The organism is Pseudomonas guariconensis (genome assembly GCF_900102675.1).
GTDB classification, from domain to species: Bacteria; Pseudomonadota; Gammaproteobacteria; order Pseudomonadales; family Pseudomonadaceae; genus Aquipseudomonas; species Aquipseudomonas guariconensis.
Genome location: NZ_FMYX01000002.1, coordinates 507108 through 533285, shown reverse-complemented (window position 1 = coordinate 533285; position 26178 = coordinate 507108). Strand labels below are relative to the sequence as shown.

The window sequence follows — 26178 nt, the reverse complement described above, 5'->3', positions numbered from 1 at the left end:
GTCGGGTGTGTAAGCGCTGTGAGGCGTTGAGCTAACCGATACTAATTGCCCGTGAGGCTTGACCATATAACACCCAAGCAATTTGCTTCTGCAGATTGCGGTGGTGAAGACGAAAGAACCGAAAGTTCGCAACCACAACGATCACATATCCGAATTGGCTGGAGTGTCATAAGACAGTCTGGCAACAGAATTTCTTGACGACCATAGAGCATTGGAACCACCTGATCCCATCCCGAACTCAGTAGTGAAACGATGCATCGCCGATGGTAGTGTGGGGCTTCCCCATGTGAGAGTAGGTCATCGTCAAGATTCATTTCGCAAAACCCCTATCTGCGTGAGCAGGTAGGGGTTTTGTCTTTAAGTAGAGAGACCAGAAATTCGCAGGCACGTCCGAGGGACGGGCCAGCACACAGAATTTCTTGACGACCATAGAGCGTTGGAACCACCTGATCCCATCCCGAACTCAGAAGTGAAACGACGCATCGCCGATGGTAGTGTGGGGCTTCCCCATGTGAGAGTAGGTCATCGTCAAGATTCAAACCCAAAGCCCCTGTTCGCGATGCGAACAGGGGCTTTGTCTTTTCCGGCTGTCACACTGCTGTTCTACGCACCTTACCGCTACGTCGTGCCTGTAGCTTGCGCCACCAGATGTACACCCCTGTGATCGATAACATTGCGATCACCACCCCTAAAATCGCAATCAGCACCTGCCCCGCGACTCCGATGATGCGCCCCCCATGAATGGGAAGCTGCAAACGATAGAACTGCTCACCCAGCGTGCCTTCTCCGGCAATTTCCTGCCCTATTAGCTGGCCATCGGTGCCGTGAAAGAACAGCCAGGACTTACCATGGGCTTGTGTATCGTGCTGGCCAAACCCCGCGCCATAAAAGTTGTACTCGAAGCTGTAATAGAGCTCACCGATCGGTGCGCTCAGTCCAAGCCTTGCGCCTTCCTCCTGCGCGCGTTGATACGCCTGTTGGTAGGTAAGCTGTGTCACACCCAGGGCTTCCTTGGGCATGACGCCCCGGGCTTCGTAGACACTCGGCTCAACGGGTGAAAACAACGAAATGGCGGGTTTGAAGACCTGGGCCGGCAGGTTCATCGCCACACTGCTGATGGCAATGGGCAACAGTAGTAGCCACAGCCATAAGCCGCTGGCTCTGTGGATATCCATGTTCAGTCGATACGCGTGCCCGCCCTTGATCTTCCAGGCGGTGCTCCATTTGCGCCAGAACGGCCGGCCGCGGGGCAGGGTGAGTAATACAGCGATGAGGCAATCCACGACCCAGAGGATCGCCACCACACCCATCAGCACAATCCCCCAATTGCCCGGCAGAGTCAGGCTGTAATGTAGCTCCAGCATGAACGGCATGAAGTTCTCGCGTGAGAAGCAGCATTCGCCCCAGTAGCGCTGGCCCAAAGTCTCACCGCTGACCGGATCGAGATAGAACACGGTGTTCTTCTCGTCATAGGGCTTGCCGGACTGTGGATCGTTGCGTGGAACCATCGCCAGCAGCGCGGAGTGCCCCGCCTCCTGTGGATATTCCATGTACCAGACTTGCAGCCGCGGATACTGGGTCTGCAACTTGTCCACAAGCGTGCCGGGTTGTTGCAGCGCCCCGGTGGCCGAAGCTTCGTAGAAACCTGGGTTGAGCCATTCGTCGAGTTCGTGATGGAAGGCCAGCACGCTGCCAGTCAGGCCGGCGACGGCCAGAAACGCTGCCGTGGCCAGGCCAAGGTAGCGGTGCAACAGGACATAGAGTTGACGCATTTACAGGGCTCCAGGAAAGCGCCGGAAACGAAAAAGCCAGCACCTGGGTCAGGAGCTGGCTTCGAGCATGGAAAGGAACGAGTCAGAACTGATAGCTGACCGTGGCACTGACATTGCGTTCTTCGCCCATGTAGCAGTAGTTCAGGCTCGCACAAGACGCGACGTAGGATTCGTTGGTCAGGTTATTGGCGTTGAGTCGCACATCCATTCCCTTGAGCCCGACCTTGCCCAGGTCATAACCGACCGAGGCGTCGAACAAGGTATAGGAGGGAACCTTCATGCTGTTTTCCGCATCGACCCAGCTATAACCCACATAACGCACGCCGCCACCCAGGCGCAGGCCATCAAGCGGGCCTTGGAGGAAGTTGTAGTCGGCCCACAGCGAATACATCTGTTCCGGCGCCTGGGTCGGCGAACGGCCTTTATTGTCCAGGCCTTGGGTCACCAAGCTCGGCATCGATTTGGTGTATTCGATGTCGGTGTAGGTATAACCCCCGATCAGCTTGAAACTGTCGGTCACCTGCACATGAGCTTCCAGCTCCAGGCCCTGGGAGCGAACCTCGCCCACCGCACGATAGAACTCTTCGTTCGGTTGCTTGGAGGCCAGGTTCTCTTGCTCGATGCGGAACACCGAGGCCGTGAACAAGTTGTCCGTGCCGGGCGGTTGGTACTTGATACCGGTCTCCCACTGCGTGCCTTCGGTCGGCGCCAGCGGACGGCCGTTCTGGTCGGATACGGTGTTGGGGTTGAACGACTCGGAGTAGCTCACGTAAGGCGCAACGCCGTTTTCGAACAGGTACAGCACACCCGCACGGGTGGTGAACTTGGAACGGTCGTCGTTGACCTTGGTATCGGTGTCGCGGTTCTCCTCCGATACCTTGACCCAGTCCTGACGCAGGCCCAGGGAGAAGCGCCATTGGTCCAGTTCGACCAGATCCTGTAGGTACACGCCGGTTTGCTGCAGACGCCGCAGGTAGTTGTTTTCGCCGAGGGCCTGAAGGTTGCCGTTGCCATAGTGCGGGTTACCGGCATCCAACGGATCGACAGTGCCGTAGCGCCAGGTCACATCGGCCTTGCGCCGCTGATAGTCGGCGCCGAGCAAAACGGTGTGTTTAGCAGCGCCTGTGAAGAATTCCGCCTGGAGCATGTTATCGACGATAAACGAATGCAGGCGTTCGTCGCCGCCGGTATAGGCGCGGTTGAGGATGTTGCTGGTGGCATCCGCCCAGCCAGCCGAATAGACCTGGTCCATCGACACATCCGAATCTTGATAGCGGAAGTTCTGACGTGCGGTGAAGACATCATTGAAGCGATGTTCGAATTGGTAGCTGAACGACTGCTGGGTGCGCTCGTAATCGTCGATGTCCGGTTCGCCCTCGAAGAAGTGGTCGGACAAACGCAGGCCGTTGCGAGGGTGCAGCATGCCATCGGCCGGGTTGCCGCCGTGATAACCGCCATTGGGGTCGTGCTGCAGGTAGGCCTGCAAGGTCAGTGATGTGTCTTCGCTAAAGTCGATGCTGACCGCAGGTGCGATTGCGTAGCGTTCTTCCTTGTTGTGATCGAATTGAGTGTCCGAAGCGTCCGCAAGACCAGTCAGGCGATAGGCGATGCGTTTGTCGTCATCCAGCGGGCCGCTGAAGTCGAAACCCATGCCACGTTGGCCCTGGGTGCCAACTGTGGCCTGGATCTGATGATAAGGATCGAACAGTGGCTTCTTGGTGGTCAGTGCCACCAGCCCGCCTGGCGAGCTGCGGCCATACAGCACGGAGGAGGGCCCTTTGAGGATGTCGATGCGCTCGAGGAAGTACGGATCCACCTGCATGGTGCTGTAGGTGCCGTTATCGCCCATGGATTTCAGGCCGTCTACGTAGATGTTATCCACAGACCCGTCGTTGAAGCCGCGCATGGCTACGTAGTCGTAGCGATGGGTCGCGCCGTAGGGGTTGGTCAAGACGCCAGGGGTGTAACGCATGGCCTGGGCGACGGTCTGGGAGCCCTGGTCGTCCATCTGCTGGCGAGTGACCACCGAGACCGACTGGGTGGTTTCCAGGATCGGCATGCTGGTCTTGGTGGCCACTTGGCTATGAGTGGCGTTGTAGCCTTCCATGCTGCCCAAGGCATTGCCCAGGGTGAAGCTGCGGATGTCGGTGCTTGGCAACGACAGCGCAGCATCCTCAGGCTGCGCGCGCAGCACATAGCTGCTTGCGTCCTGGCTGACGGCTTCCAGCCCAGTGCCATTGAGTAACTGGCGCAGGGCCTGGTCGATGGCGTACTGGCCCCGTAAGCCAGGCGATTGCAGCTTACCTGTCATCTGCGGGGTGCTCGACAAGGTAATGCCCGCCTGGCGGGCGAACTGGTTGAGCACGTCATCCAGATTTCCGGCGGGGATCGAGTACGGCTGGCTCATACCCACCGGATCGGCGGCCAGGACATGTGGAGCAACGCCCAAGAAACCGAGGGTCGTGCCGAGCAGGGCTGCGCGTATGGCTCGGCCGAGAAAAACGCAATTCAAGACAGGTCGAAAATCATTCTTATCGACGGTGCTTAGTTGAGGCAAGGCATCTGGCATGGAAAAGGTCCGTGGGTTCGGTAAGGGCTGAAGGAGTCGCTTACTGTCCTAGCCGGACTTGTGAGAAAAACCCGCCAGAAAAACCTGCAGGAAAATGAAAAAATCAGGCCAGCCGTTCCAGGCGGACCCACCAGCGGGTGCGTTGACGAACGAATACCGGTAGCGTCTGGGGCAACAATTGCAGCAGTTTGTCGGTGTCCTCCAGGCGGAACACGCCAGACAGCCGTAGGTCGGCGATGTCCTCAGTGCATCCCAGGTAGCCATGGCGATAGCGGCTCACCTCCCCCAGGAAGTCGGCCAGACGCATGTCGCGGGTGACAATCAGCCCCTCGGCCCAAGCGCTGGCGTCCATCGGCTGTCGTTCGATCGGTCGCGGCCCGAGGGCATCCACGCGCCAGGACTGGCCAGGGGTGATCCACTGCAACGGCGCGCCATCGGGCCGGTGCAGGGCTACCTTGCCCTGGCTGACGCTGATGCGTGTGCAATCGGCGTCCTGACGCACCACGACCTGGCCACCGAAATCTTCGAGGAGGGCGTCACGAGTCTGGATCAACAAGGGGCGCTGTGCGTCATTGCATGTGAGCATGAGTTCGCCCTGGCGCAGCTGGATGAGCCGCTGGCGTTCGTCGAAAGCCAAATTCACGGCGCTGCGGGTGTTGAGCTGCAGCAATGAGCCGTCCTCAAGCGCAATGCTTCGGCGTTCGCCTGTGCCTGTGGCGTAGTCCGAGGCCCAACTGCTCAGTGCCTGTTGATCCTTGCCCAGCCAGGCAGCCGTACCGACCAGGGCGAGCCCGCCTAACAGCTTGAGTGCCTGGCGTCGGTTCAAGCGGCGTTGGCTGGTTTCGAGGGTCTGAAGGGCGACGTTGACGCCCGCCATGGCACGCAGGTCCAGATCCTGGTGCAGGCTCACGACACGCTGCCAGGCCACTTCATGCGCATGATCGGCGCTGCGCCATTGTTCGCATTGCAGCTGCAGCGCAGGGGTATGGCCACTTTCACGCAGGCGCAGGAGCCACTGGATGGCTTGTTTGACTACCTTGGGCGAAGGCGGGCAGACGCCTATCGGCTCATGGCTCATCGTCATAACGCAGCTGGTAGCAGTGATACAGCGCGTCCGCCACATAACGTTCGACAGAGCGCAGGGAGATACCCATTTGTTCGGCGACTGCCTTGTGGCTCAGTCCTTCGCATTGGGCGAGCAGGAAGGCGCGGCGGACCTTGGGCTTGAGGCCGTCGAGCATGCGCGCAATGCGCTCGAGCAGTTCCAGCATCAGTTCGCGGGTTTCGGCCGAGGGCGCTTCGGCCAGCGGTAGGTTGGCCAGCGCTTCGAGGTAGGCTCGTTCAACCTCTTCGCGTCGCCAGTGATCAATCACCAAGCCACGCGCTACCGTGCGCAGAAAGGCGCGCGGGGCGTTGAGTTCCAGGTGATCGCGTTGCAGCAGACGCACGAAGGTGTCATGGGCGAGGTCTGCGGCATCGGCGGCATTGCCCAGCTTGCTGCGCAACCAATTGTGCAGCCAGCCGTGATGATGGCTGTAGAGCGTATGCACGGAATCTCTGAAAGACATGGAGGCGCGCTGTGCTGTTAGGTATTAATGATAATAAGTCTCATTGTTAGCGGGCTGGAATTATTTTGCAACTGCCTTGAGCGGTGGGCTCGGCGTGCGGGCCCTACCTGCAGGTTTTAGCGTGCTGCCTGGCTGTCCAGATAGTTGCGAATGGTGCGCGATGCGTTGTTCAGGTGCCGCTCCAGTACGCTGACGGCTTCGTCCACCTGCTTTGCGCTGGCGGCATCGACCAACGCAATGTGATCGTCCTGAGTCAGCTTGCCCAGGCCCATCGAGGACAGGTGAAAACGCAGGAAGCGTTCTTCCTCGTTGAGCTCGACCTCGATCATGCGCAGCAGCTTCTGGTTGCGCGCCTTGCTGTAGAGCGTCATATGCAGCAAGCGGTTGAGACGGCCGATGTCGGCATGGCGGGTTTCGTGCTCCAACTGCTGGATATAGCCGCGTGCCAGGGCGATGTCTTCTGGTTCGAGCAGGGGAACCGACTGGCGTAGCGCCTCGGACTCGAGCATGACTCGCAATTCATAAGTATCGACCGCATCCTCGCCGATCAGTGGGGCAACCACGGCGCCCTTGTGCATCACCACTTGCAGCAGGGACTGCGCTTCCAGCTGGCGTAGGGCTTCGCGCACGGGCATGCGGCTGACGCCGAACAATGTGGCGATCTCCTGCTGCCGCAGGGCGGTCCCAGGTGGCAGGCGGCCGTCGACAATGGCGCTGCGCAGACGCTCTTCGATCACGCTGCGTGCCAGATGCGCTGGCACCTGTTCGCCGCCCAGAACAGTTTTCAGAAGTCGGGGTTTTTCGGCCACGTGGACGTCTGCCTTGATAGAAATTGGATCCAATAACACTAGAAAGCAGCGAAGGGGGTGTCAAACCAACGCGATAACAGGCGCTGAGCCGACTGGCATGGCGCGAAGAACGGCTATCGTGAAGGAAGTCCCGTAGTAAGGGAAGCGCTACTTCATGCAGCGATAAATCCGCACCGTCCGAGGATTTTCGAAGCTTTACAAGGCATGATGCGCAAGCGTTTGCGCGGGGCGACTCCAATAGTTTTGTGATGATCGTCACAGGGGCGCAATGAAACTTGTTTCCTGTGAATCGGCGTCTAGGCTGTCTGGAACAGGCGTGCTGGTTTGAGTCTGTGAAGATACCGACCAGCGAATTGACACTATTCTGCGGGAGTGCTGTACAATTGACGCCTGCTAAGCTGTGCTCTTTGATCTGATGTTTTTTTGACGCTTTGCGTTCTGACAAAGTGCACCGATATTTTTGATCTCCGACAAATGGATGTGCGGCATCTATCGGTAAAACGTCGGTCCTGAATTACAGAGTCATAGTTTTGGCGAAAATCATTCCTTCTTTGGCCATTCCCGGCCTGAGTGCCGAGCACTGCCAGTTCCACACCCAAGGACTGTACTGGGTGGCCTGTGACACGGCCGAAGATGCCAGCGCGATTTGCCGCCAGGTCATCGAGGCAATGACAGGCGATGCCAAAGCGACGCTGATCGACAGTGCGCAGGGGGTGCGCGAAATCGTCGATGGGCTTGCTCCGGACCGTGGACCGGGGCAACTCGCCTTGTACCAAGCCCAGCCTCATGCCGCACGCCATCTTGCCCAAGACCTGCCACGCATCGACCCGACCGGTCGCGTGATCGTGGCCCGGGTATCGGCGACGGATTGGGAGGACAGCGACATAGGGAGTTGGTGTCGCGAAATGGCCGACAGCCTTCGTGATGCGGGCAGCGTCCTGTTGATGGTCAGCGAAGGGCAGAGCGTCTGGCTGCTCGAGCAGCTGCGTAGGTGCAATCAGGATCTCGATGGGTTGGCCCAGCTCTATCGTGGCCAGGGTGGGGTACGTTACCTGTTGCATTATTGGCGCAACGCGCTGGGTGTCGTTGGCACCGAAGATATCGAACTGACGCGTCACACCGGTGGTTTCGTGCTTGCAGGCCGTCCTCAACCGCTGGCCGAGACCGGCGGCGACGAGCTTCTGTTCCTGGCCCAGCGACAGGTGCTGGAAGGCGCGCCGGCCTTCTCCGAGCACTGGCAATTGTTCGATAGCATCAGCGAACTGGGTGCCAGGGCTGGTGTGGCGGTGTCCGCCACGGTGATCTTCCCCATGGACGGCGGGCAGCGCCTGGACGTTCTCGCGCGGCAACTGCACACCCTGCGCCTGTTGCGGGGCAACGCCCTGAAACTGGTGGTGCGCGAAATGGCACCAACGCTTCGCTATCAGGACGAGCAATTGCTGCTGGCCTGTGGTGCCAGCTTGATCGTGCCTTTCGGCGCCAGCCTTTCACGCTTCCTGACTCAGGTCGACAGCATCCAGGGCTACACCTGGCGCCGTCGGCTGCCGGCTGACTTCGATGCGTTGCTGGCTCGCCTGCGGCCGCTGCCGATATCGGGCCTGGTCTCACCGCGCGCCTTCGCCGATGCCGTGCTGCAGATGTGGCAGGGCATGCGCAACGGGGAAATCGTCCACCAGCTACTGGTGCTGCGTCCCGCCCCTGGTCTGTCCTCCTTGCAAGCGTGTTCACGCAGTATCTTCCGCCGCGACGGGGATATCGCCTGCGTGGTCGACGACATGCTGTACCTGTTCCTCTTCGCTTGCCGCGCCGAAGGCGTCGAGCAAGCGCTGGACCACATTTTCCAATTGTCCTGGCGGGAGCTGTTCATCGGCCGGGAACTGCTTGTCACGCCTGAAAGCCTCGGTGCGCCGGCATTCATGGATGAGACGCAGCCGGTGGCGCCGGTTGCCGATGCGGCCAGCGTGCCGATGTCCAAGGTCCGTGCCGTATTGCAGCCAAGGCCCATATCGCTGCCACGACGAGGCAAGGCATGAATTTCGAGCAACTGCTGCAAGTCATCGGCATCAGTGCGCTTGGCACGCTGATCCTGGCGTTCGCTCTGCTGCGCCTGAAAACCTGGGTGCAGAGCTGGTTGAAACACCGTTTGCCGCCACGTCACATGAAAGCTGCGGGCGTGCGTCGACGTGGGGAGAAGCATGAGTAACTCGATGGTCATTGCCCACCCACTGTCCCGTTGGCCGGGCCTGGGCGCCTGGAACCTGTATTTCCTGGCGAAGTTCGTCATGCTCGCCGCGGGGCTGCTGGACTTCCAGCCGTTGCCCAACCTGCTGTTCGCAGCCTTCCTGATGGTGCCACTGCCAGGGCGCTGGTTACGTGTCGTGCGGCAACTGGTGGCTGTGCCGATCGGCATCGCTTTGTTTTATCAGGACACCTGGCTGCCGCCATTCGAGCGTCTGCTCGCGCAGCCCGGTGTGCTCGATTTCACGCCTGACTACATGCTGGAACTGCTGGGCCGCTTCATCAATTGGTACTTGGTGGGCGCCTTGTTGTTGACGGTGGTGGGCTACTTCTACCTAAGACACTGGTTGCGCCTGAGCACCCTGAGTGTGGTCGGACTGCTGTGGCTGGCCGCAAGCGGATTGCCGTCGATCACGCCGGTCACCTCGCGCCAGGTCGTGACCGACGTTGCTACGCAGGAGGCAGCTGCCGTGGCAGCAGACGATGCCACGCTCAATGCCAAGCTGGATAGCTTCTTCGACCGCGAGCGCCAGCGGGTCACCGCCTTCCCGGTGGTCAAGCCCGATGAGCAACCTTTCGATTTGTTGGTGATCAACGTCTGCTCCCTGGCCTGGGATGACCTCACCGCTGTCGGCCTGCATGAAAACCCACTGTTCTCGCGCCTGGACGTGATCTTCGACCAGTTCAACTCGGCTACCTCGTACAGTGGCCCGGCCGCGATCCGCGTGTTGCGGGCCAGCTGTGGCCAGCCCTCGCATGAAATGCTCTACAAGCCGGCACCCGATCAGTGCCTGTTGTTCGATAACCTCGCCCGGCTGGGCTTCGAGCGTGAGACATTGCTCAACCACAGTGGGCACTTCGATAACTTCCTGGGTGACATCACTACCCAGCACATGCCGCAGCCGAGCCTGTCCAGCACCGACTTCCGCCGCTCGCTGGTCGGTTTCGATGGCTCGCCTATCGCCAGTGATCTGGAGGTGCTGCAAGGCTGGTGGGGGCGCCGCCAGGCGTCGGGAGCAGCGCATGTCTCGCTGTTCTACAACACCATCAGCCTGCATGACGGCAATCGCATAGTGACTGCTGATGGGGGAACCCGTATGGCGGACTACAACACCCGCGCGACGCGTCTGTTCGATGACCTGGGCAAATTCCTGGATGAACTGCAACGCAGCGGTCGCCGAGTCGTCGTGGCGATCGTACCGGAGCACGGCGCGGCGCTGCACGGCGACCGCATGCAGCTGCCCGGCATGCGCGAGATCCCTACGCCATCGATCACCCATGTGCCGGTAGGGCTCAAGTTCATCGGCATGGATCAACCAGGCCGGCGCGAGCCTCTGCATGTCTCGGCGCCCACCAGCTACCTGGCCCTGTCCGAACTGGTATCGCGCGTCTATGCCAACCAGGGAGCCGGCCAGGTCCTGGATTTGCCTGGTGTGCTGAAAGATTTGCCCACCACCGAACATGTCGCTGAAACGTCCGGCGCCCAGGTAATGGATTTCCAAGGCACCAGCTACATGCGTCTGCAAGGCCAGCCGAACTGGCAACCGATCCCGAAGGAGAGCAACTGATGACAAGGAAAGCAGATCCCGCTGATCGCAGTGATGACATCGCCCGGTTGCGTCAGCATCTGGATATGCCCGAACTGAACTACCAGGACATCTCGTTGATGGTGGGGGTGCGCGAGGCGCTGCGGCGCTGGCCCTTGCTGGGAGAAAGCTGTGCGAAGTCCATGAGTGACCTCGCCCATGAGATAGCTCCAGCGCCCAAGGCTACCGCGCGATGACCAGCCTTGCGCTGCATGGGCTGCGTGGCGGCCTGGGGCGTAGCTCCGTGCTCGCCGCGTTGGGGCATGCCCTGCGGGAACTGGGTGAGCGGGTGCTGCTGGTCGACTTATGCTCGAACAACCTGTTGGGCCTGCACTTCAATCTGCCGCTGGTTGGATGCGACGGTTGGGCGAACGCCGAACGGGACGGTCGCCCGTTCGGCGATCAGGTATTCGAAGTGTTCGACGGCTTATGCGTGATGCCCTTCGGCGAGCTTGACGAACCGGCCCTGGCCGAGCTGAGCGGGACATTCAACCCTGGGATCTGGAGTGCCCGCCAGGCGCAGTTGGTCCGGCACTTCGACTGGGTGCTATTCGATTTGCCATCTTCGGGCGCCTTGCGTGAAGTGGAGGTCGATGTACGTGTACTGGTCGCAGAAGCTGAAATGACCAGCCACATTTTGCTGGAGCGCCAGGCGCCGGAGCGCTTCGATCTGCTGCTTATCAACCGTTTCGACGCGGCCAGTCGCTTGCAGAGCGATGTGCTGATGGTCTGGCGCAGGCTTTACCACAACCGCCTTCCTCTGCAGGTGATACATCGCGACGAGGCATTCGTCGAGGCGCTGGCCTGCAAGGCTCCGGTCGGCCACTACGCCCCCCAGAGCCTGGCCTCCCGTGACGTACAGAGCCTAGCTGTGCGCTGCCTGACGAGGCGTCGATCGTGAAACTGTCGCCGGCCAATGCCTACCACTACTACTCCCACCTAGGTGCGGCGCGCCTGACTGCGCTGGTGTTCACCCTGGGCACCTGGCTGGCCTTCCTTCTGCTGCGTCTGGAGTCCCCGGCCTGGCAAGCGCTGCTGGCTGATCGGCGGCGGCTGTTCCCGCAAGTGGCCGGCAAACCGCCGACCTTGGGCGACCCACTGCGCTTGCTGATCCAAGGTGCGTGGTTGTTGATCCGACACGAGCCGCAACCGCGCAAACCGTCCGCGCTGGCCCGCGGCTGCCGCGCCCTGTTTGACGCCGGGGCCGCCCTGCTGCAACGCCTGCGTCGCCTTCGCTTGCACATGGTCGAGAAGTTGCGGCGGGTGCCCAGCCAGGTGCGCACCAGCACTTGGCAGCGTAACGCCGCCCAACAGCTGCGGGGCCTGAGCAAAGGTGCCCGGCGCGCGTTCTACTTTGTGCTCACGGTGTGCGCCCTTGCACTGGCGCTGCTGTGCGTGACCGAGCCATTCGGCTACCTGGCCCAGCTGATGTTCATTCTGCTGCTGTGGGGCATCGCCATGCTGGTGCGCCACATGCCCGGTCGCTTCCCGACCCTGATGTTGATCATCCTCTCGACGATCATTTCCTGCCGTTACCTGTGGTGGCGCTACACCTCCACGCTCAACTGGAACGATACGTTGGACCTGGTGTGCGGGCTGACCCTGCTGATTGCCGAGACCTACTCCTGGTTCGTGCTGATCCTGGGTTATATCCAGACCTGCTGGCCACTGGAGCGCAAGCCGGCTAACCTGCCGGAGCAGCTTACCGAGTGGCCGACCGTGGACCTGATGATCCCCACCTACAACGAGGACCTCTCGGTGGTGCGTACCACTGTGCTCGCGGCGCTGGGCCTGGACTGGCCGCGCGAGCGTCTGCGCATCTACCTGCTCGACGATGGCCGCCGCGATAACTTCCGCGCCTTTGCTGAGGAAATGGGTGTTGGTTACATCATCCGTCCCGACAACAAGCACGCCAAGGCTGGCAACCTGAATCACGCCCTGGGTGTCACCGACGGCGAGCTGATCGCGATCTTCGACTGCGACCATGTGCCGGTGCGTTCCTTCCTGCAGATGACGGTGGGCTGGTTCCTCAAGGACCCACGCCTGGCGCTGGTGCAGACACCTCACCATTTCTTCTCGCCTGACCCGTTCGAGCGCAACCTGGGCACCTTCCGCAACCGCCCCAACGAAGGCGAGTTGTTCTACGGCCTGATCCAGGATGGCAACGACATGTGGAACGCGGCCTTCTTCTGCGGCTCCTGTGCCGTGCTGCGGCGTACTGCCCTGGAAGACATCGGCGGGTTCGCCGTCGAGACCGTGACCGAAGACGCCCATACCGCCCTGCGCCTGCACCGCCATGGTTGGAACTCCGCCTACCTGCGCCTGCCGCAGGCGGCCGGGTTGGCCACCGAGAGCCTGTCGGCGCATATCGGCCAGCGAATTCGCTGGGCGCGCGGCATGGTGCAGATCTTCCGTACCGACAATCCGTTGTTCGGTCGTGGCCTGAGCCTGTTCCAGCGGGTGTGCTATGCCAATGCCATGTTGCACTTCCTGGCCGGTCTGCCGCGTCTGGTGTTCCTGACCGCGCCGTTGGCGTTCCTGCTGTTGCACGCCTACATCATCTACGCCCCGGCGCTGATGATCCTGCTCTACGTGCTGCCGCACATGATCCACGCCAGCCTGACCAACTCGCGCATGCAGGGCAAATACCGGCGCACCTTCTGGGGTGAGGTCTACGAGACCGTGCTGGCGTGGTACATCGCACGGCCCACCACGGTGGCCCTGTTCGCGCCGAAGAAGGGCAAGTTCAACGTCACTGCCAAAGGCGGGCTGATGGAGGAGAGCCAGTTCGACTGGCGTATCGCCCAGCCTTACCTGTTGCTGGCGGTGCTCAACTTCGTCGGGCTCGGGTTCGCGGTCTGGCGCCTGTTCACTGGCCCGACCGAAGAGATCGGCACGGTCATCGTCAGTTCGCTCTGGGTGACCTACAACCTGTTGATCATCGGCGCCGCGACGGCCGTGGCCGCCGAGGTTCGCCAGGTACGACGTGCGCACCGGGTGCAGATGCACCTGCCGGCCGCCCTGGTCCTGGAGAACGGTCACGCCTATCCGTGCACCCTGGTGGACTATTCGGACAGCGGCATCGGCCTTGAGCTGGGTGACGGCCTGGCACCGAAGACCGGTGGCCGGGTGCGTCTGCTGCTCAGCCGAGGGGAGCGTGAGTTCGCCTTCGATGCACGAATCACCCGCCGGGTTGGGCGCCACCTCGGCCTGACCTTCGATGAACTGGACACACAGCAACGCATCGACCTGGTGCACTGCACCTTCGCCCGTGCCGACGCTTGGCTGGCCTGGCAGGAGGCGCATCAGCACGACCGCCCGCTGCAAAGCCTGGTCGATGTGCTGAAGCTGGGTGGCGTCGGCTACCTGCGACTGCTCGAGTACGTTCCGGTGCGGCTGTTGGGGCCGGTACGACCTCTGGTCGTGCTGGCGCGCTGGCTGGCCACCTTCATGCCGCGCACCCCGCGGCCTCTCCCTTCCACGAATCTTTCAACCCGAGACGCATCATGACTCGTTACCCCGCACGTACCTGGGGCCTGGCGATGGCGCTGCTCGCCTGCGTGTTCCAGGCCACCGCCGACACCACCCCGCCCACCCCCGAGGCCGTTGCCGAGCCGGTGGTACCCAACTGGCCCGTGGCGAGAACGTTCGAGCAGCTCGGGCATCCGGCCGACACCCTGTTGCTCGGTGTGCGCAACAGCGAGCAGATCGAATTCGGCCTGCGTCGCGACCGGCTCGCCACCGAAGCTGTCCTGCAGTTGGACTACACGCCCTCGCCGGCGCTGCTGCCGACCCTGTCGCACCTGCGCGTCTACCTCAATGATGAGCTGATGGGCGTGTTGCCGGTGGAAAAGGACCAGCTTGGCCAGCGCGTCCAGCGTCAGCTGCCGCTCGATCCCAAGCTGATCAGTGACTTCAACCGGGTGCGTCTGGAGTTCGTCGGGCACTACGCCGACGTCTGTGAAGACCCCGCGCACAGCGGCCTTTGGCTGAACCTCAATCGCAAGAGCGAGGTTCATCTGCGCGAGCAGGCCCTGGCGATGGAAAACGACCTGGCCTTCTTCCCGTTGCCGTTCTTCGACGCGCGCGATACCGGCAAGGTTGACCTGCCGGTGGTCTTCGCCGCGAGCCCGACGCTGGGGGAGCAACGTGCCGCCACGATTCTCGCGTCCTATTTCGGCAGCCAGGCGGGTTGGCGCAAGGCGACCTTCCCGGTGCTCTTCGATAGCCTGCCGGCTGCAGGCGACAAGCCAAAGCCGGCGATCGTCTTTGCCAGCAACGAGCGTCGTCCGGCATTTCTGGCCGACTACGAGAAGTTCCCGCGGGTGGACGGCCCGGTGGTGCAACTGATCGACCATCCGAGCGATCGTTGGAGCAAGCTGCTGCTGGTGCTGGGGCGCAACGACGAGGACCTGGTCAAGGCTGCCTCGGCATTGGCGGTGGGCAACAACCTGTTCCGTGGCGACCGAGTGAAGATCGAACAGATGAGCGATCTGCAGCCTCGCAAGCCATACGATGCGCCGAACTGGACCCGCACCGACCGTCCGGTACGTTTCGCCGAGTTGCTCGATTACCCGCAGCAGTTGCAGGTCAGCGGCTTGCAACCGAACGCGATCATCCTCGATGTGAACCTGCCGCCAGACCTGTTCGTTTGGCGCAACCAAGGCATTCCGCTGCGCACGCTGTACCGCTATACGCCGCCAGCGGTCACGGACGAATCGCGCCTGACCATCAGTGTCAACGATCAGTACATCACCAGCATGCCCTTGGTAGGCAATGATCGTCGTGGCGGCACGCTCGAAGAGCTGCGCCTGAGCGTGCTATCCAGCGATAGCACGGCATTGAGCGAGCAGGCATTGGTGCCGGCGCTGAAGATCGGTGACCGCAACCGCCTGCGGTTCGACTTCAGCTTCGCCAGTAAGCTCGGCAGCTCTCAGCGTGATCAGTGCCAGACCTCCTTGCCGGTGGACGTACGCGCGGCCATCGACGAGAACTCCACCATCGACCTCTCCGGTTATCACCACTACATCGCCATGCCAGACCTGCGTGCCTTCGCCCGCAGCGGTTTCCCGTTCAGCCGCATGGCAGATCTGTCCGAAACCCAGGTCTTGGTACCCGCCAAACCGACGCCGATGCAGGTGGGTATTCTGCTCGATGTGGTAGGTAGCATTGCCGGTCAAGTCGGCTACCCGGCCTTAGGGATTCGCCTGATCGACGACTGGAAGCAAGCGGCCTCGGCGGATGCCGACCTGCTGGTTATCGGCACATTGCCCCAGGAGCTGGCCCAGGAGCGCAACCTTGGCCTGCTGCTCAACGCCCAGCGCGACTGGCTGGCGCAAGGACGCTCCACAAACATGCCCGGTCGCCACCGGTTCGACACATCGCCCGTGCCGGCCAGCAGCCATGTGGCAATAAGTGCCCAGGCGCCGATCGGCGCGATCACAGGGCTCAAGTCTCCCTTCCACGAGCAGCGCAGCGTGGTCGCCTTGCTGGGCAATACCGATGCCGACTATGCGCTGCTGCGTGAGGCGCTCGGCGATACCGGCAAGCTCGATGCGGTAGCCGGCTCGGTCACCCTGGTGCGATCCAGCGGGGTGAGCAGCCAGTTCGTGGGCGAGCATTATTTTGTCGGCCAGTTGCCCTGGTGGCTGCTGTTGTGGTTCCACCTGTCCGAGCAGCCGTTATTGCTCGCGGTCCTTGCCACCATCAGCGTGCTGTTGTTCGCCTTCCTGCTGTGGCGCGCGCTGCGTTGGGCTGCCCGACGCCGGCTGGGTGAGGCTGACTGATCATGTGGCGGTTTGTGCTGATGCTGGCGCTGAGCCTGCCCGCAATCGCGGGCGCAGCGCCAAACTGTCCTTGGCCGGCCTGGGAGCGTTTGCGCACAGAGCTGGTGAGTGTGGACGGACGCGTGCTGGACCCCAGTGATGAGCGCCTGATTACCACCTCCGAAGGGCAGAGCTATGGGCTGTTCTTCGCCTTAGTGGCCAATGACCGGGCAACCTTCGCTCAACTGCTGCGCTGGACCAGCAACAACCTGGCCGAAGGAGACCTCACGAGCCATTTGCCGGCCTGGTTGTGGGGGCGTGACGCCAAGGGCAAGTGGCAGGTACTCGACCCCAACAATGCCAGCGACGCTGACCTTTGGATCGCCTACAGCCTGCTTGAGGCGGGGCGTTTGTGGAACGAACCCAGCTATACCCAGCTGGGTCAGCACCTGCTATGGCGCATCAGCGCTCAAACCCTGCGCAAACTGCCTGGCCTGGGCATCATGCTGCTGCCGGCGGACTACGGTTTTGACGATGCCCGAGGCTGGCGCCTTAACCCGAGCTATCTGCCACCGCAACTGCTGGACCGCTTCGCCCTGGTCGACCCCCTGTGGGGCGAGCTTGCGGGCAACACCCGTCGGCTGCTGCGCGATGCCTCTCCCAAAGGCTTTGCGCCCGACTGGCTGCTATGGACGCCCACCGGCAAGATCGAGCCCGACCCGCAACATGGGAGTGCCGGCGACTATGACGCCATTCGTGTCTATCTGTGGGTAGGCATGCTTGCCAAGGACGCTGCCCAACGGGTTGAACTACTCCAGCATTTCGCGCCGATGGCCATGCTGACGACACAAAAGGGACAGCCGCCGGAAACCGTAGACGCCCGTAGTGGCCAGGCTCGTGGTGGCGGACCAGGTGGTTTCTCGGCCGCACTGCTGCCATTGCTGGCCGTGACACCGAATGCCGACGAAGGGCTGCGCGCCCAGCGCCAGCGAATAAAGGATCATCCGATAGAGCCTCGTGCGTACTACAGCCAGATGTTGGCGTTGTTCGGCCAGGGCTGGGATGAGGCGCGGTATCGCTTTGACAAGGAGGGTCGCTTGTTGCCGGCCTGGAGTACGTCATGTACCGATTGATTAGCATCGTGCTGCTCACAGGGCTTTGCAGCCAGGTTGCCGCGCAACCGACTGACCGCAGCGAGCAACGCCAATGGCTGCTGGAGCAGATCCGCATGGGCGAGGCTTTGCACCGCGATGATCTGGTTCGCGATGCGCTGGGTCGCTTGCGCCTGCTTGAGCCGCGCGACGCCGAGGTGCTGTTCGCTTCGTTGCGCCTGGCCCTGCGCGAGCGTGATCAGGACCAGGTCACCCAGCTCATGGCGCGCATTAGCCAGGAGGCGCCCGGTAGCGTCCAGGAGCACAAGGCCAAGCGTCTGATCGAGTTGCAGCAGCCGGAGGCAACCCGGCGCCTACAACAGGCACGCCTGTTCGCAGTGACCGGGCGCAATCAGGAGGCGCTGGAGATTTACGATCAGTTGTTCGCGGGTGAGCCGCCCAGTCTGGAGCTGGCGCTGGACTACTGGCGTGTGCGCAGCGCCTTGCCTGGCCAGCGGCGCGAAGCGATCGAGCAATTGCAGGCTCTGGATCGGCAGTACCCAGGGAATGCTGGGCTGCGCCAGACCCTGGTGGGGCTGCTGTTTGCTGAGAAACGAGATCCCGAGGCGCTGGCCCTGCTCGAATTGCTCTCACGTGATCCAGGCGCACGCGATTCTGCTGCGCAGCGTGAATTCGACTATCTCTCTGGGCAGCCCGTGGGCGCTGCCAGCGTGGCGGCCTGGAAAGCTTTCGTCCAACGCTATCCGGCATCACCGCTGTTGCCCCAGGCCAACCAGACCCTTGCCCAGCAACGTCAATTGATCGCCGATCCCGCTTGGCAGGCCGGTCAGCGTGGCAAGCAGTTGCTCGACCAAGGGCGTAACGCCGAGGCTGAGGCCCAGTTGCGCCGTGCCTTGCGCCAATACCCCGACGATGCCAGCCTGCACGGCGCCTTGGGTTATGCGTTGATGCGCCAGAGCCGTTTCGAGGACGCCAACGCCGCGTTTCGTCTGGCTGCCACCAAGGAGCAGGACACCTATTGGATCAGTCAGTGGAAGGATCTGGAGTCGTCCAGCCATTACTGGATGCAATTGAAGAAAGCCGACCAGGCGCTGGAACGGCGCGATATTTCCACCGCCCGTGCGATCTATCAACAGGCGCGTCAGCAGCGGCCCCAGGATGAATTCGCCGTGCTTGGCTTGGCCGACGTGGCGGTCGCCGAGGGCGATCCGGCCACTGCTGAGCGGTTGTACCTTCAGGTTCGGCGCATGGCGCCGGACAACGAGAGTGCTGTGCGCGGCCTGATGCGGATCTACCAAGCACAATCACCCGACAAGGCGCGTGCCTACCTTAACGGCCTGCCACCTCGGCAACAGGCAATGTTCGCCAGCCTGCGCCGCAGCCTGGAACTGGAGCAATTGCGCAGCGAAGCCGATGCAGCCGTGCAGCGGCAGGACTGGGCAGCGGCAAGCCTAGCGCTGAAGCGGGCAGTCGAGTTGGCGCCAGATGAACCCTGGCTGGTTTACCAACTCGCCGGCAGCCTTCGTCAGCAAGGGCGTATCGGCGAGGCCGATGCCGCCTTTGCCAAGCTGTTGCAACGGCATCCGACCGACCCGCAAGCGCGCTATGCCCATGGCCTGTTCCTGGAGTCCACTGACCGTGATGCCTTGGCACTGGATAGCCTTGCCGGTGTCCCCAAAGGTGCATGGACCGACGACATGCATGCCCTTGAAAAGCGCGCGCGGCGCCGTGTCACTCTGGCTCAAGCGCGACAGTTGCGCGACCAGGGGCGCGAAGCCGAGGCAAGCGCACTGCTCGAGGCCGGGATTGCCCGCGGCGAAGGCGACACCGATGACCTACTGATGCTCGCGGACTGGGCGGCGACCCGGGGGGATCACAGCACAGCCCGAACGTACTTCGAACGCGTGCTGGAGCGCCAGCCGGAGCAACCTGAGGCCCGCCTTGGGTTGATCGAGGGCTGGATAGCCGAAGGCAACCTGCCCCGAGCACGCCAGGCCCTGGAGCGGCGTGCGCCCCAGTTCCCGCCCGGGCAGATCGACGCACAGCGGCGTCTGGCTAATGCCTGGCTGGCAGTGGGCGACCGGGCGCAGGCGGCGTCGCTGCTAGACCGTCTGGTGGCCGAGCAAGCCCAGCCTGATCCGCTATTGCGTCGAGATGCTGCGCGATTGGCAGTGCAGCAGGACCCGCAACGAGCACTGGATCTTTACGCCGCGGCGATGGCCGATGCCGACCTGCTCGAGCGCCGCGCGGTGCAACCAAGGGACGATCGGGCGCTGACCTATGCGAGCCGCGCCAAGGACGAGGATGACTGGCTGGCGCGTAGCCTGCGCAGCGACGTCGATGAGCTGTACCGTCAGCAGAATCCCAGCATCACGCTGATGCATGACTATGGCTGGCGCAATGACGATGGGACTCCTGGGATCTCTGAGCTCAAGAGGCAGACGACTCTGTTTCATGCCGACATGCCCCTGCAGGATGGCAAGGCGTTCGTGCGCCTGGAGCGGATTGGCCTGGATGCGGGCAGCTTCGATCTCGAAGATGGCCAGCACACCGAGGCCTTCGGCACCTGCCAGGTCCGCGGTACCACCCGTTCGGGTGATCCGCTGCCGGCCGGTTGTCCTGGCGGGTCGCAGACGGCCAATGGCCGGATCATGGCGCTGGGCTGGGAAGGGGAGCGCTGGGCTGCCGACCTCGGCACTACCGATGGCTTCGAGGTCAACAACTGGCTAGGCGGTGCAACGGTCAATGGCGACCTGGGAGAGCTTGGCTGGTCGCTGACCGCCTCACGGCGGCCGATGAGCAATTCGCTGCTTTCGTTTGGTGGTGCCAAGGACCCGCGCACGGGCGTGCGTTGGGGCGGGGTCACCGCTAACGGCGCAACGCTCGGGCTGAGCTGGGACCAGGGCGGCGACGATGGTGTATGGGCCAGCCTCGGTCATCATTGGCTGTATGGTGAGAATGTCACCGACAACCAACGTACCCGAGCCATGGCGGGTTACTACTACCGTCTGCTGGAGCGGGCTGACGAGCGCATGCGTATCGGCCTGACCGTGATGCACTGGCGGCATGACAAGGATTTGGGCGATTACTATCTGGGCCAGGGCGGCTACTACAGCCCGGAGCGCTACAACTCCATCGGCGTGCCGTTCAGCTATGCCTGGCGCAACTACGATTGGTCGGTATTGCTGGAAACCTCGGTCAGCTGGTCCCAGGCTAAGAGTGGTAGCCGTCCGCGCTATCCCAACCAATCGCTGAACGACAAGATGATCAATCGCTATGATCTCGAAAGCTCGAACCTCGGCGATATCAGCGAGGGCAGTTCCAGCAACGGCGTGGGTTATCACTTAAGAGGCCTGTTCGAGCGCCGCCTGAGCGACCATTGGGCCTTGGGCGGGGGCTTCGACTGGCAGCACAGCGATGACTACGCGCCGAGCAGCGCCATGCTCTACGTGCGGTATCTGTTCGAGCCCTGGCGCGGCAACCTGCTGTTGCCGGTGGAACCGCTGGAGCCCTACAGCGAGTGGCGTTGAGGCCTGGCAGCCGCTTTTAGCAGGAACACCTGCCCCTGCTGAAAGCGGCCAGACGGTCCCCAAGATGAACAACAATTCATCCAGGCGATCCATCGCCCCCGGTTGACGACAGGGGGAGGGCAAGGCGTAGTATTGATAGTTAGCAAACTATGAATATCCTTGGTTCCTCTCATGACGCTTGATGCACTGCACATGAAGATCAGCAGCGGCATGGTCGTGGCCGCCCGCCACTGGCGACGCATCTGCCAGGCGGCCCTGACGGGCTACGGCATCTCCGAAGCCTGCGCTGTGCCACTGCTGATGATCGTGCGCCTGGGCGATGGGGTGCACCAGGTCGCGGTGGCCCAGGCCGCCGGCCTGGAAAGCCCGTCGTTGGTGCGCCTGCTCGACCAGCTGTGCAAGGCCGGGCTGGTATGTCGCAGCGAAGATCCCCTGGACCGCCGTGCCAAGGCCCTGAGCCTGACCAAGGAGGGCCGCCGTCTGGCCGAGTCGATCGAAGAAGAGCTAGTGCGCCTGCGCCGACAGGTGTTGCGCGGGATCGACCAAGCCGACCTGGAGGCCACCTTGCGGGTGATCCAAGCCTTCGAAGACGCCAGCCAAGTCGCACCGGGCGGGCTTGCATGAACGGCTTCTTCAGTTCGGTCCCACCGGCCCGCGATTGGTTCTATGGCGTGCGCACCTTCGCCGCTTCGATGATCGCCCTGTACATTGCCCTGCTCATGCAATTGCCACGTCCCTACTGGGCCATGGCCACGGTGTACATCGTCTCGAGCCCCTTCGTCGGGCCGACCAGCTCCAAGGCGCTGTATCGCGCCTTGGGCACGTTGCTGGGTGCCGGCGGGGCGGTCTTGCTGGTGCCGCCTTTGGTACAGTCGCCAGCGCTGCTCTGCGTCGCCATTGCCTTGTGGACCGGCACGCTGCTGTTCCTGTCGCTGAACCTGCGCACGGCCAACAACTATGTGCTGATGCTGGCCGGCTATACCTTGCCTATGATCGCCCTGGCGGTGGTCGACAACCCGCTGGCGGTGTTCGATGTGGCCTCCTCCCGAGCCCAGGAAATCTGCCTGGGCATCGTCTGCGCGGCGGTGGTCGGCGCGATCTTCTGGCCGCGCCGCTTGGCGCCGGTGGTGCTCGGCTCGGCCAACAGCTGGTTCCACGAGGCGATTCGCTACAGCGACACCTACCTGGCCCGCGAAGTCGCCGCCGACAAGGTCGCCGGCATGCGCGCCTCGATGGTCGCCACCTTCAACAGCCTGGAGATGATGATCGGCCAGCTCGGTCATGAAGGCACCGGCCCCCATACCCTGAAAAATGCCCGGGAGCTGCGCGGACGGATGATCCACCTGCTGCCGGTGATCGATGCCCTGGACGATGCGCTGATCGCGCTGCAAAGCCGCGCCCCGGCCCAGTTCGCTCAGCTCCAACCACTGCTGGCCGAAACCCGCACCTGGCTAGAAGGCACAGCCCAAGACGCCTCGCTGGCCCGCTGGACTGCCCTGCACGAGCAGCTCGAGCGCCTGCAGCCCAGCGCAGCCGCACTGGACCAACGCCAGCAATTGCTGCTCTCCAACGCCCTTTACCGACTGAGCGAATGGATCGACCTCTGGCAGGACTGCTGCGCGCTGCAGCACGCCTTGCGCAAGGATGATGCCACGCCATGGCGTGCGGTGTACCGCCACTGGCGCCTGGGCCGGCTGACGCCGTTCTTTGACCGCGGGCTGATGCTCTACTCGGTGTTTTCCACCGTCACCGCGATCATCGTCGCCAGTGGCCTGTGGATCCTGCTCGGCTGGAACGATGGCGGCAGCGCGGTGATCCTCGCCGCGGTGGCCTGCAGCTTCTTTGCCGCCATGGATGATCCGGCGCCCCAGATCTACCGATTCTTCTTCTGGACGCTGATGTCGGTGATCTTCTCCAGCGTCTACCTGTTCCTGGTGCTGCCCAACCTGCACGACTTCCCGATGCTGGTGCTGGCCTTCGCTGTGCCGTTCATCTGTGTCGGTACCTTGACCGTGCAGCCGCGCTTCTACCTCGGGACCTTGCTGACCATCGTCAACACCGCCACCTTCATCAGCATCCAGGGCGCCTACGACGCTGACTTCCTGACCTTCATCAACGCCAACATGGCGGGCCCTGTGGGTTTGCTGTTCGCCTTCATCTGGACCTTGCTGTTGCGTCCGTTTGGCGTGGAGCTCGCGGCCAAGCGCCTGACCCGCTTCAGCTGGCAGGACATCGTCGAGATGACCCAGCCCGCGACCCTGGCCGAGCATCGCCATGTCGGCGTGCAGATGCTCGACCGCCTGATGCAGCACCTGCCGCGCCTGGCCCAGACCGGGCAGGACAGTGGCGTGGCGCTGCGTGATCTGCGTGTGGGCCTCAACCTGCTGGACTTGCTGGCGTACATGCCGCGAGTCGGCCAGGCGCCACGCGAACGCCTGCAGACCGTGGTGGATGAGGTGGGCGCTCACTATGCCCAGTGCCTGCGCGCCAAAGAGCGCCTGCACGCCCCGGCGGCATTGCTGCGCAACATGGAGCGCGCCCGCCAGGCGCTGGCCCTGGATGCGCACGACAACGACCGAGGCGATGCCCGCGTGCACCTGTTGCATGCCTTGAGCGGCCTGCGTCTGGCGCTGTTGCCGGGCGTCGAGGTGATGCTCGAACCGGCCGACCAACCGCAATTGCCCCCGGGCATCGATGGAGCCCCACTGTGATCGGTGATCTGGATATCAGCGGGGTATTTCTGCCCACGCTGCTGGTGATGATGGTCTTCACCTACCTGTTGTTCCTGGGCGTGCACGCCGTGCTGGTGCGCCTTGGGTTCTACCGCCTGGTCTGGCACCGGGCGTTGTTCAACGTTGCCCTTTACGCCGTGCTCCTTGGCGCGGTGGATCACTTTTGTCGAAACCTGATGCTGCCATGAAAAAACCGTTGTTGACCTTGGGCCGAGTGGTCCTGACATTGCTGGTGGTGACCTTCGCGGCCGTGCTGGTCTGGCAGATGGTCGTGTACTACATGTTCGCGCCCTGGACGCGCGATGGGCACATTCGTGCCGACGTGATCCAGATCGCCCCGGACGTATCGGGGCTTATCCAGAAGGTCGAAGTGCGCGACAACCAGATGATCAAGCGCGGCGACGTGCTGTTCACCATCGACCAGGACCGCTTCACCCTGGCCCTGCGCCAGGCCAAGGCGACCCTGGCCGAGCGTCAGGAAACCCTGGCCCAGGCCTCCCGTGAGGCGCAGCGCAACCGTAAATTGGGCAACCTGGTGGCGGCCGAGCAGTTGGAGGAGAGCCAGTCGCGTGAGGCACGCGCTCGTTCGGCGGTCAGCGAGGCCCAGGTGGCGGTGGACACGGCCCAGCTCAACCTCGACCGTTCGGTAGTGCGCAGCCCAGTGGACGGCTACCTCAACGACCGCGCGCCGCGTGCTCATGAATTCGTCACCGCCGGGCGGCCAGTGCTGTCGGTGGTCGACAGCGCCTCGTACCACGTCGATGGCTATTTCGAAGAGACCAAGCTCGGCGGTATCCACATCGGCGATGCCGTGGACATCCGCGTGATGGGCGACAACACCCGGCTGCGAGGCCATGTGCAGAGCCTGGCGGCGGGCATCGAGGATCGAGACCGCAGCAGCGGCGCCAACCTGTTGCCCAACGTCAACCCGGCCTTCAGCTGGGTGCGCCTGGCCCAGCGGATCCCGGTGCGTATCGCCTTCGATGACGTGCCAGAAGACTTCCGCATGATCGCCGGGCGTACCGCCACGGTGTCGATCATCGAGGGCCAGCGGCCATGAAACAGCTGATCCTGGCGGGGCTGTGCCTGTCCCTGGGCGCCTGTATGATGGTCGGCCCGGACTACGAAGTGCCCAAGGACGCCGCCGTGCAGCGCAGCGACCTCAACGGCCCGCTGCGCCAGGACGCCGACAGCGTGGTCTCGGCGCCGGTACCAGACGACTGGTGGCAGCTGTACCAGGATCAGCGCTTGAACGAGCTGGTGCGCCAGGCCCTGGCGGCCAACACCGAGCTACGCGTCGCGGCGGCCAACATCGCCAAGGCTCGTGCCCAGGTGGAAGTGGCCGAGTCCCAGGGTGGCTTCAACGGTGGGGTCAAGCTCGGCGCCCAGCGGCTGCAGGAATCCGGCGAAGCTTTCCTGCTGCCGGAAAAGGTGCCGGTGGCCAACATCGGCGAGGCGATCATCAGCGCCAGCTACCAGTTCGATCTGTGGGGCACCTTCAAGCGTGGCACCGAGGCCGCCAAGGCCAATGCCGACGCGGTGCAGGCCGCGGCCGATACTGCGCGCATCACCCTGGTGGCCGACGTGGTCAAGGCTTACACCCAGGTGTGCTCGGCCAACGAGGAGTACCACATCGCCCGTGAGTCCCTCGACCTGCAGGAACAGAGCGTGCAATTGAACCAGCGCCTGCGCGACGCTGGCCGCGGGGATGAAACCCAGGTCACCCGTTCGCAGACCCAGTTCAAATCCTTGCGCGCCGAGCTGCCGCGCTTCAAGGCCGAGCGTGAGGCTGGCCTTTACACCCTGGCGGCCCTGCTGGCCAAGCCGGTCGAGCAGCTGCCGGCCGGTACCGCTGACTGCGCGGAGCTGCCACACATCACCCAGTTGCTTCCGGTAGGCGATGGCGCTGCGCTGCTCAAGCGCCGCCCCGACGTGCGCCAGGCCGAACGTCAGCTCGCCGCCGCCACCGCCGCCATCGGCGTGGCCACCGGTGCGTTGTATCCGGACATCAGCATCGGCGCCCAGGTCGGCACCATCGGTATCCTTGAAAACCTCGGTGACCCGTCGACCAACCGTTGGGGCTTCGGCCCGCAGGTCAGCTGGACGATCCCCACCAACGGCACCCGGGCGCGCATCCGCATGGCCGAGGCCTCGACCCAGGCGGCGTTGGCGCATTTCGATGGCGTGGTACTCAATGCCATCCGCGAAACCCAGACCCGCCTGGCCCAGTACAGCGCGTTGCTGGAGCGCCGCGACGCCCTGGCCGACGCCGAGCGTTCGGCGAAGGAGTCGGCGGACCAGACTCACCTGCGATACCAGGTGGGACGCGAGTCGTTCCTGGCCGATCTGCAGGCGACCCGCACTTATACCGATGTGCGCGCGCAGCTGGCTGCTGCCAATACCCAGGTGGCCATGGGGCAGATCGGGGTGTTCCTGGCCTTGGGCGGTGGATGGCAGGGCGCGGCGGCCAAGCCTTGAGGACCCATACGCGAGCGTC

The 26178-nt window shown here is 62.9% G+C and carries 19 protein-coding genes and 2 rRNA genes; 16 read left to right on the top strand and 5 right to left on the bottom strand.

Annotated elements, in window-relative coordinates:
- Positions 1 to 193 precede the first annotated feature (193 nt).
- Together rrf (BLS27_RS05300) and rrf (BLS27_RS05295) are read left to right on the top strand one after the other, a co-directional pair.
- A 5S ribosomal RNA gene (gene rrf, locus BLS27_RS05300) occupies positions 194 to 309 on the top strand.
- A gap of 109 nt (positions 310 to 418) precedes the next feature.
- Positions 419 to 534: ribosomal RNA gene (gene rrf / locus BLS27_RS05295) — 5S ribosomal RNA — on the top strand.
- 56 nt (positions 535 to 590) lie between these two features.
- On the opposite strand, the gene BLS27_RS05290 is transcribed toward rrf (BLS27_RS05295), so the two are convergent.
- From BLS27_RS05290 to BLS27_RS05270, 5 genes are all read right to left on the bottom strand, one after another.
- Positions 591 to 1772: a PepSY-associated TM helix domain-containing protein gene (locus tag BLS27_RS05290; protein WP_090343529.1), complete on the bottom strand. Its 1182-nt coding sequence runs from the start codon at positions 1770 to 1772 to the stop codon at positions 591 to 593.
- Positions 1773 to 1854: 82 nt separating this feature from the next.
- A complete protein-coding gene (locus BLS27_RS05285; RefSeq protein ID WP_482211641.1) occupies positions 1855 to 4341 on the bottom strand; it encodes a TonB-dependent siderophore receptor in 2487 nt (828 codons plus the stop codon).
- Between the two features lie 103 nt (positions 4342 to 4444).
- A complete protein-coding gene (locus BLS27_RS05280; protein ID WP_269475559.1) occupies positions 4445 to 5425 on the bottom strand; it encodes a FecR domain-containing protein in 981 nt (326 codons plus the stop codon).
- Positions 5409 to 5909 (bottom strand): sigma-70 family RNA polymerase sigma factor, encoded by a 501-nt coding sequence (locus tag BLS27_RS05275; RefSeq protein ID WP_043212089.1) that lies wholly within the window; start codon positions 5907 to 5909, stop codon positions 5409 to 5411. Before BLS27_RS05275 ends, BLS27_RS05280 begins: the two co-directional genes overlap by 17 nt.
- Before the next feature lie 116 nt (positions 5910 to 6025).
- Positions 6026 to 6718 carry a GntR family transcriptional regulator gene (locus BLS27_RS05270; protein ID WP_090343523.1) on the bottom strand — a complete coding sequence of 231 codons (693 nt, stop codon included), beginning with the start codon at positions 6716 to 6718 and terminating at the stop codon, positions 6026 to 6028.
- A gap of 542 nt (positions 6719 to 7260) precedes the next feature.
- On the opposite strand from BLS27_RS05270, the gene bcsE reads away from it, so the two are divergent.
- The 14 genes from bcsE to BLS27_RS05200 all read left to right on the top strand — a co-directional run bounded on the left by bcsE (position 7261) and on the right by BLS27_RS05200 (position 26159).
- Positions 7261 to 8751: a cellulose biosynthesis protein BcsE gene (gene bcsE / locus BLS27_RS05265; protein WP_090343543.1), complete on the top strand. Its 1491-nt coding sequence runs from the start codon at positions 7261 to 7263 to the stop codon at positions 8749 to 8751.
- Complete coding sequence (gene bcsF / locus BLS27_RS05260) at positions 8748 to 8921, top strand: cellulose biosynthesis protein BcsF (RefSeq protein WP_090343520.1); 174 nt, start codon at positions 8748 to 8750, stop codon at positions 8919 to 8921. The genes bcsE and bcsF overlap by 4 nt, the downstream gene beginning before the upstream one ends.
- On the top strand, positions 8914 to 10524 hold the full coding sequence (bcsG, locus tag BLS27_RS05255; protein ID WP_090343516.1) for a cellulose biosynthesis protein BcsG: 1611 nt from the start codon (positions 8914 to 8916) through the stop codon (positions 10522 to 10524). The genes bcsF and bcsG overlap by 8 nt, the downstream gene beginning before the upstream one ends.
- Positions 10521 to 10739, top strand: a complete 219-nt coding sequence (gene bcsR, locus BLS27_RS05250) for a cellulose biosynthesis protein BcsR (protein ID WP_090343513.1) — start codon at positions 10521 to 10523, stop codon at positions 10737 to 10739. Before bcsG ends, bcsR begins: the two co-directional genes overlap by 4 nt.
- Complete coding sequence (gene bcsQ, locus BLS27_RS05245) at positions 10736 to 11443, top strand: cellulose biosynthesis protein BcsQ (protein ID WP_090343510.1); 708 nt, start codon at positions 10736 to 10738, stop codon at positions 11441 to 11443. Before bcsR ends, bcsQ begins: the two co-directional genes overlap by 4 nt.
- Positions 11440 to 14052, top strand: a complete 2613-nt coding sequence (bcsA, locus tag BLS27_RS05240; RefSeq protein WP_090343507.1) for a UDP-forming cellulose synthase catalytic subunit — start codon at positions 11440 to 11442, stop codon at positions 14050 to 14052. The genes bcsQ and bcsA overlap by 4 nt, the downstream gene beginning before the upstream one ends.
- The gene (bcsB, locus tag BLS27_RS05235) at positions 14049 to 16328 is read left to right on the top strand and encodes a cellulose biosynthesis cyclic di-GMP-binding regulatory protein BcsB (protein WP_090343504.1); all 2280 of its coding nucleotides are present in this window, start codon (positions 14049 to 14051) and stop codon (positions 16326 to 16328) included. Before bcsA ends, bcsB begins: the two co-directional genes overlap by 4 nt.
- Positions 16329 to 16330: 2 nt before the next feature.
- Positions 16331 to 17440, top strand: coding sequence for a cellulose synthase complex periplasmic endoglucanase BcsZ (gene bcsZ / locus BLS27_RS05230; RefSeq protein ID WP_090343501.1), 1110 nt, complete (start codon positions 16331 to 16333; stop codon positions 17438 to 17440).
- Positions 17428 to 20949 carry a cellulose synthase complex outer membrane protein BcsC gene (gene bcsC / locus BLS27_RS05225; RefSeq protein ID WP_090343498.1) on the top strand — a complete coding sequence of 1174 codons (3522 nt, stop codon included), beginning with the start codon at positions 17428 to 17430 and terminating at the stop codon, positions 20947 to 20949. Before bcsZ ends, bcsC begins: the two co-directional genes overlap by 13 nt.
- 171 nt (positions 20950 to 21120) lie before the next feature.
- Entirely contained in the window at positions 21121 to 21573 is a 453-nt protein-coding gene (locus BLS27_RS05220) for a MarR family winged helix-turn-helix transcriptional regulator (protein WP_043212113.1), read from the top strand.
- The gene (locus BLS27_RS05215; protein ID WP_090343495.1) at positions 21570 to 23660 is read left to right on the top strand and encodes an FUSC family protein; all 2091 of its coding nucleotides are present in this window, start codon (positions 21570 to 21572) and stop codon (positions 23658 to 23660) included. The genes BLS27_RS05220 and BLS27_RS05215 overlap by 4 nt, the downstream gene beginning before the upstream one ends.
- Positions 23657 to 23869, top strand: a complete 213-nt coding sequence (locus tag BLS27_RS05210) for a DUF1656 domain-containing protein (RefSeq protein ID WP_043212118.1) — start codon at positions 23657 to 23659, stop codon at positions 23867 to 23869. Before BLS27_RS05215 ends, BLS27_RS05210 begins: the two co-directional genes overlap by 4 nt.
- The gene (locus BLS27_RS05205; RefSeq protein WP_043212120.1) at positions 23866 to 24741 is read left to right on the top strand and encodes an efflux RND transporter periplasmic adaptor subunit; all 876 of its coding nucleotides are present in this window, start codon (positions 23866 to 23868) and stop codon (positions 24739 to 24741) included. The genes BLS27_RS05210 and BLS27_RS05205 overlap by 4 nt, the downstream gene beginning before the upstream one ends.
- Positions 24738 to 26159, top strand: coding sequence for an efflux transporter outer membrane subunit (locus tag BLS27_RS05200; RefSeq protein WP_090343492.1), 1422 nt, complete (start codon positions 24738 to 24740; stop codon positions 26157 to 26159). The genes BLS27_RS05205 and BLS27_RS05200 overlap by 4 nt, the downstream gene beginning before the upstream one ends.
- The last annotated feature ends 19 nt before the right edge of the window (positions 26160 to 26178 follow it).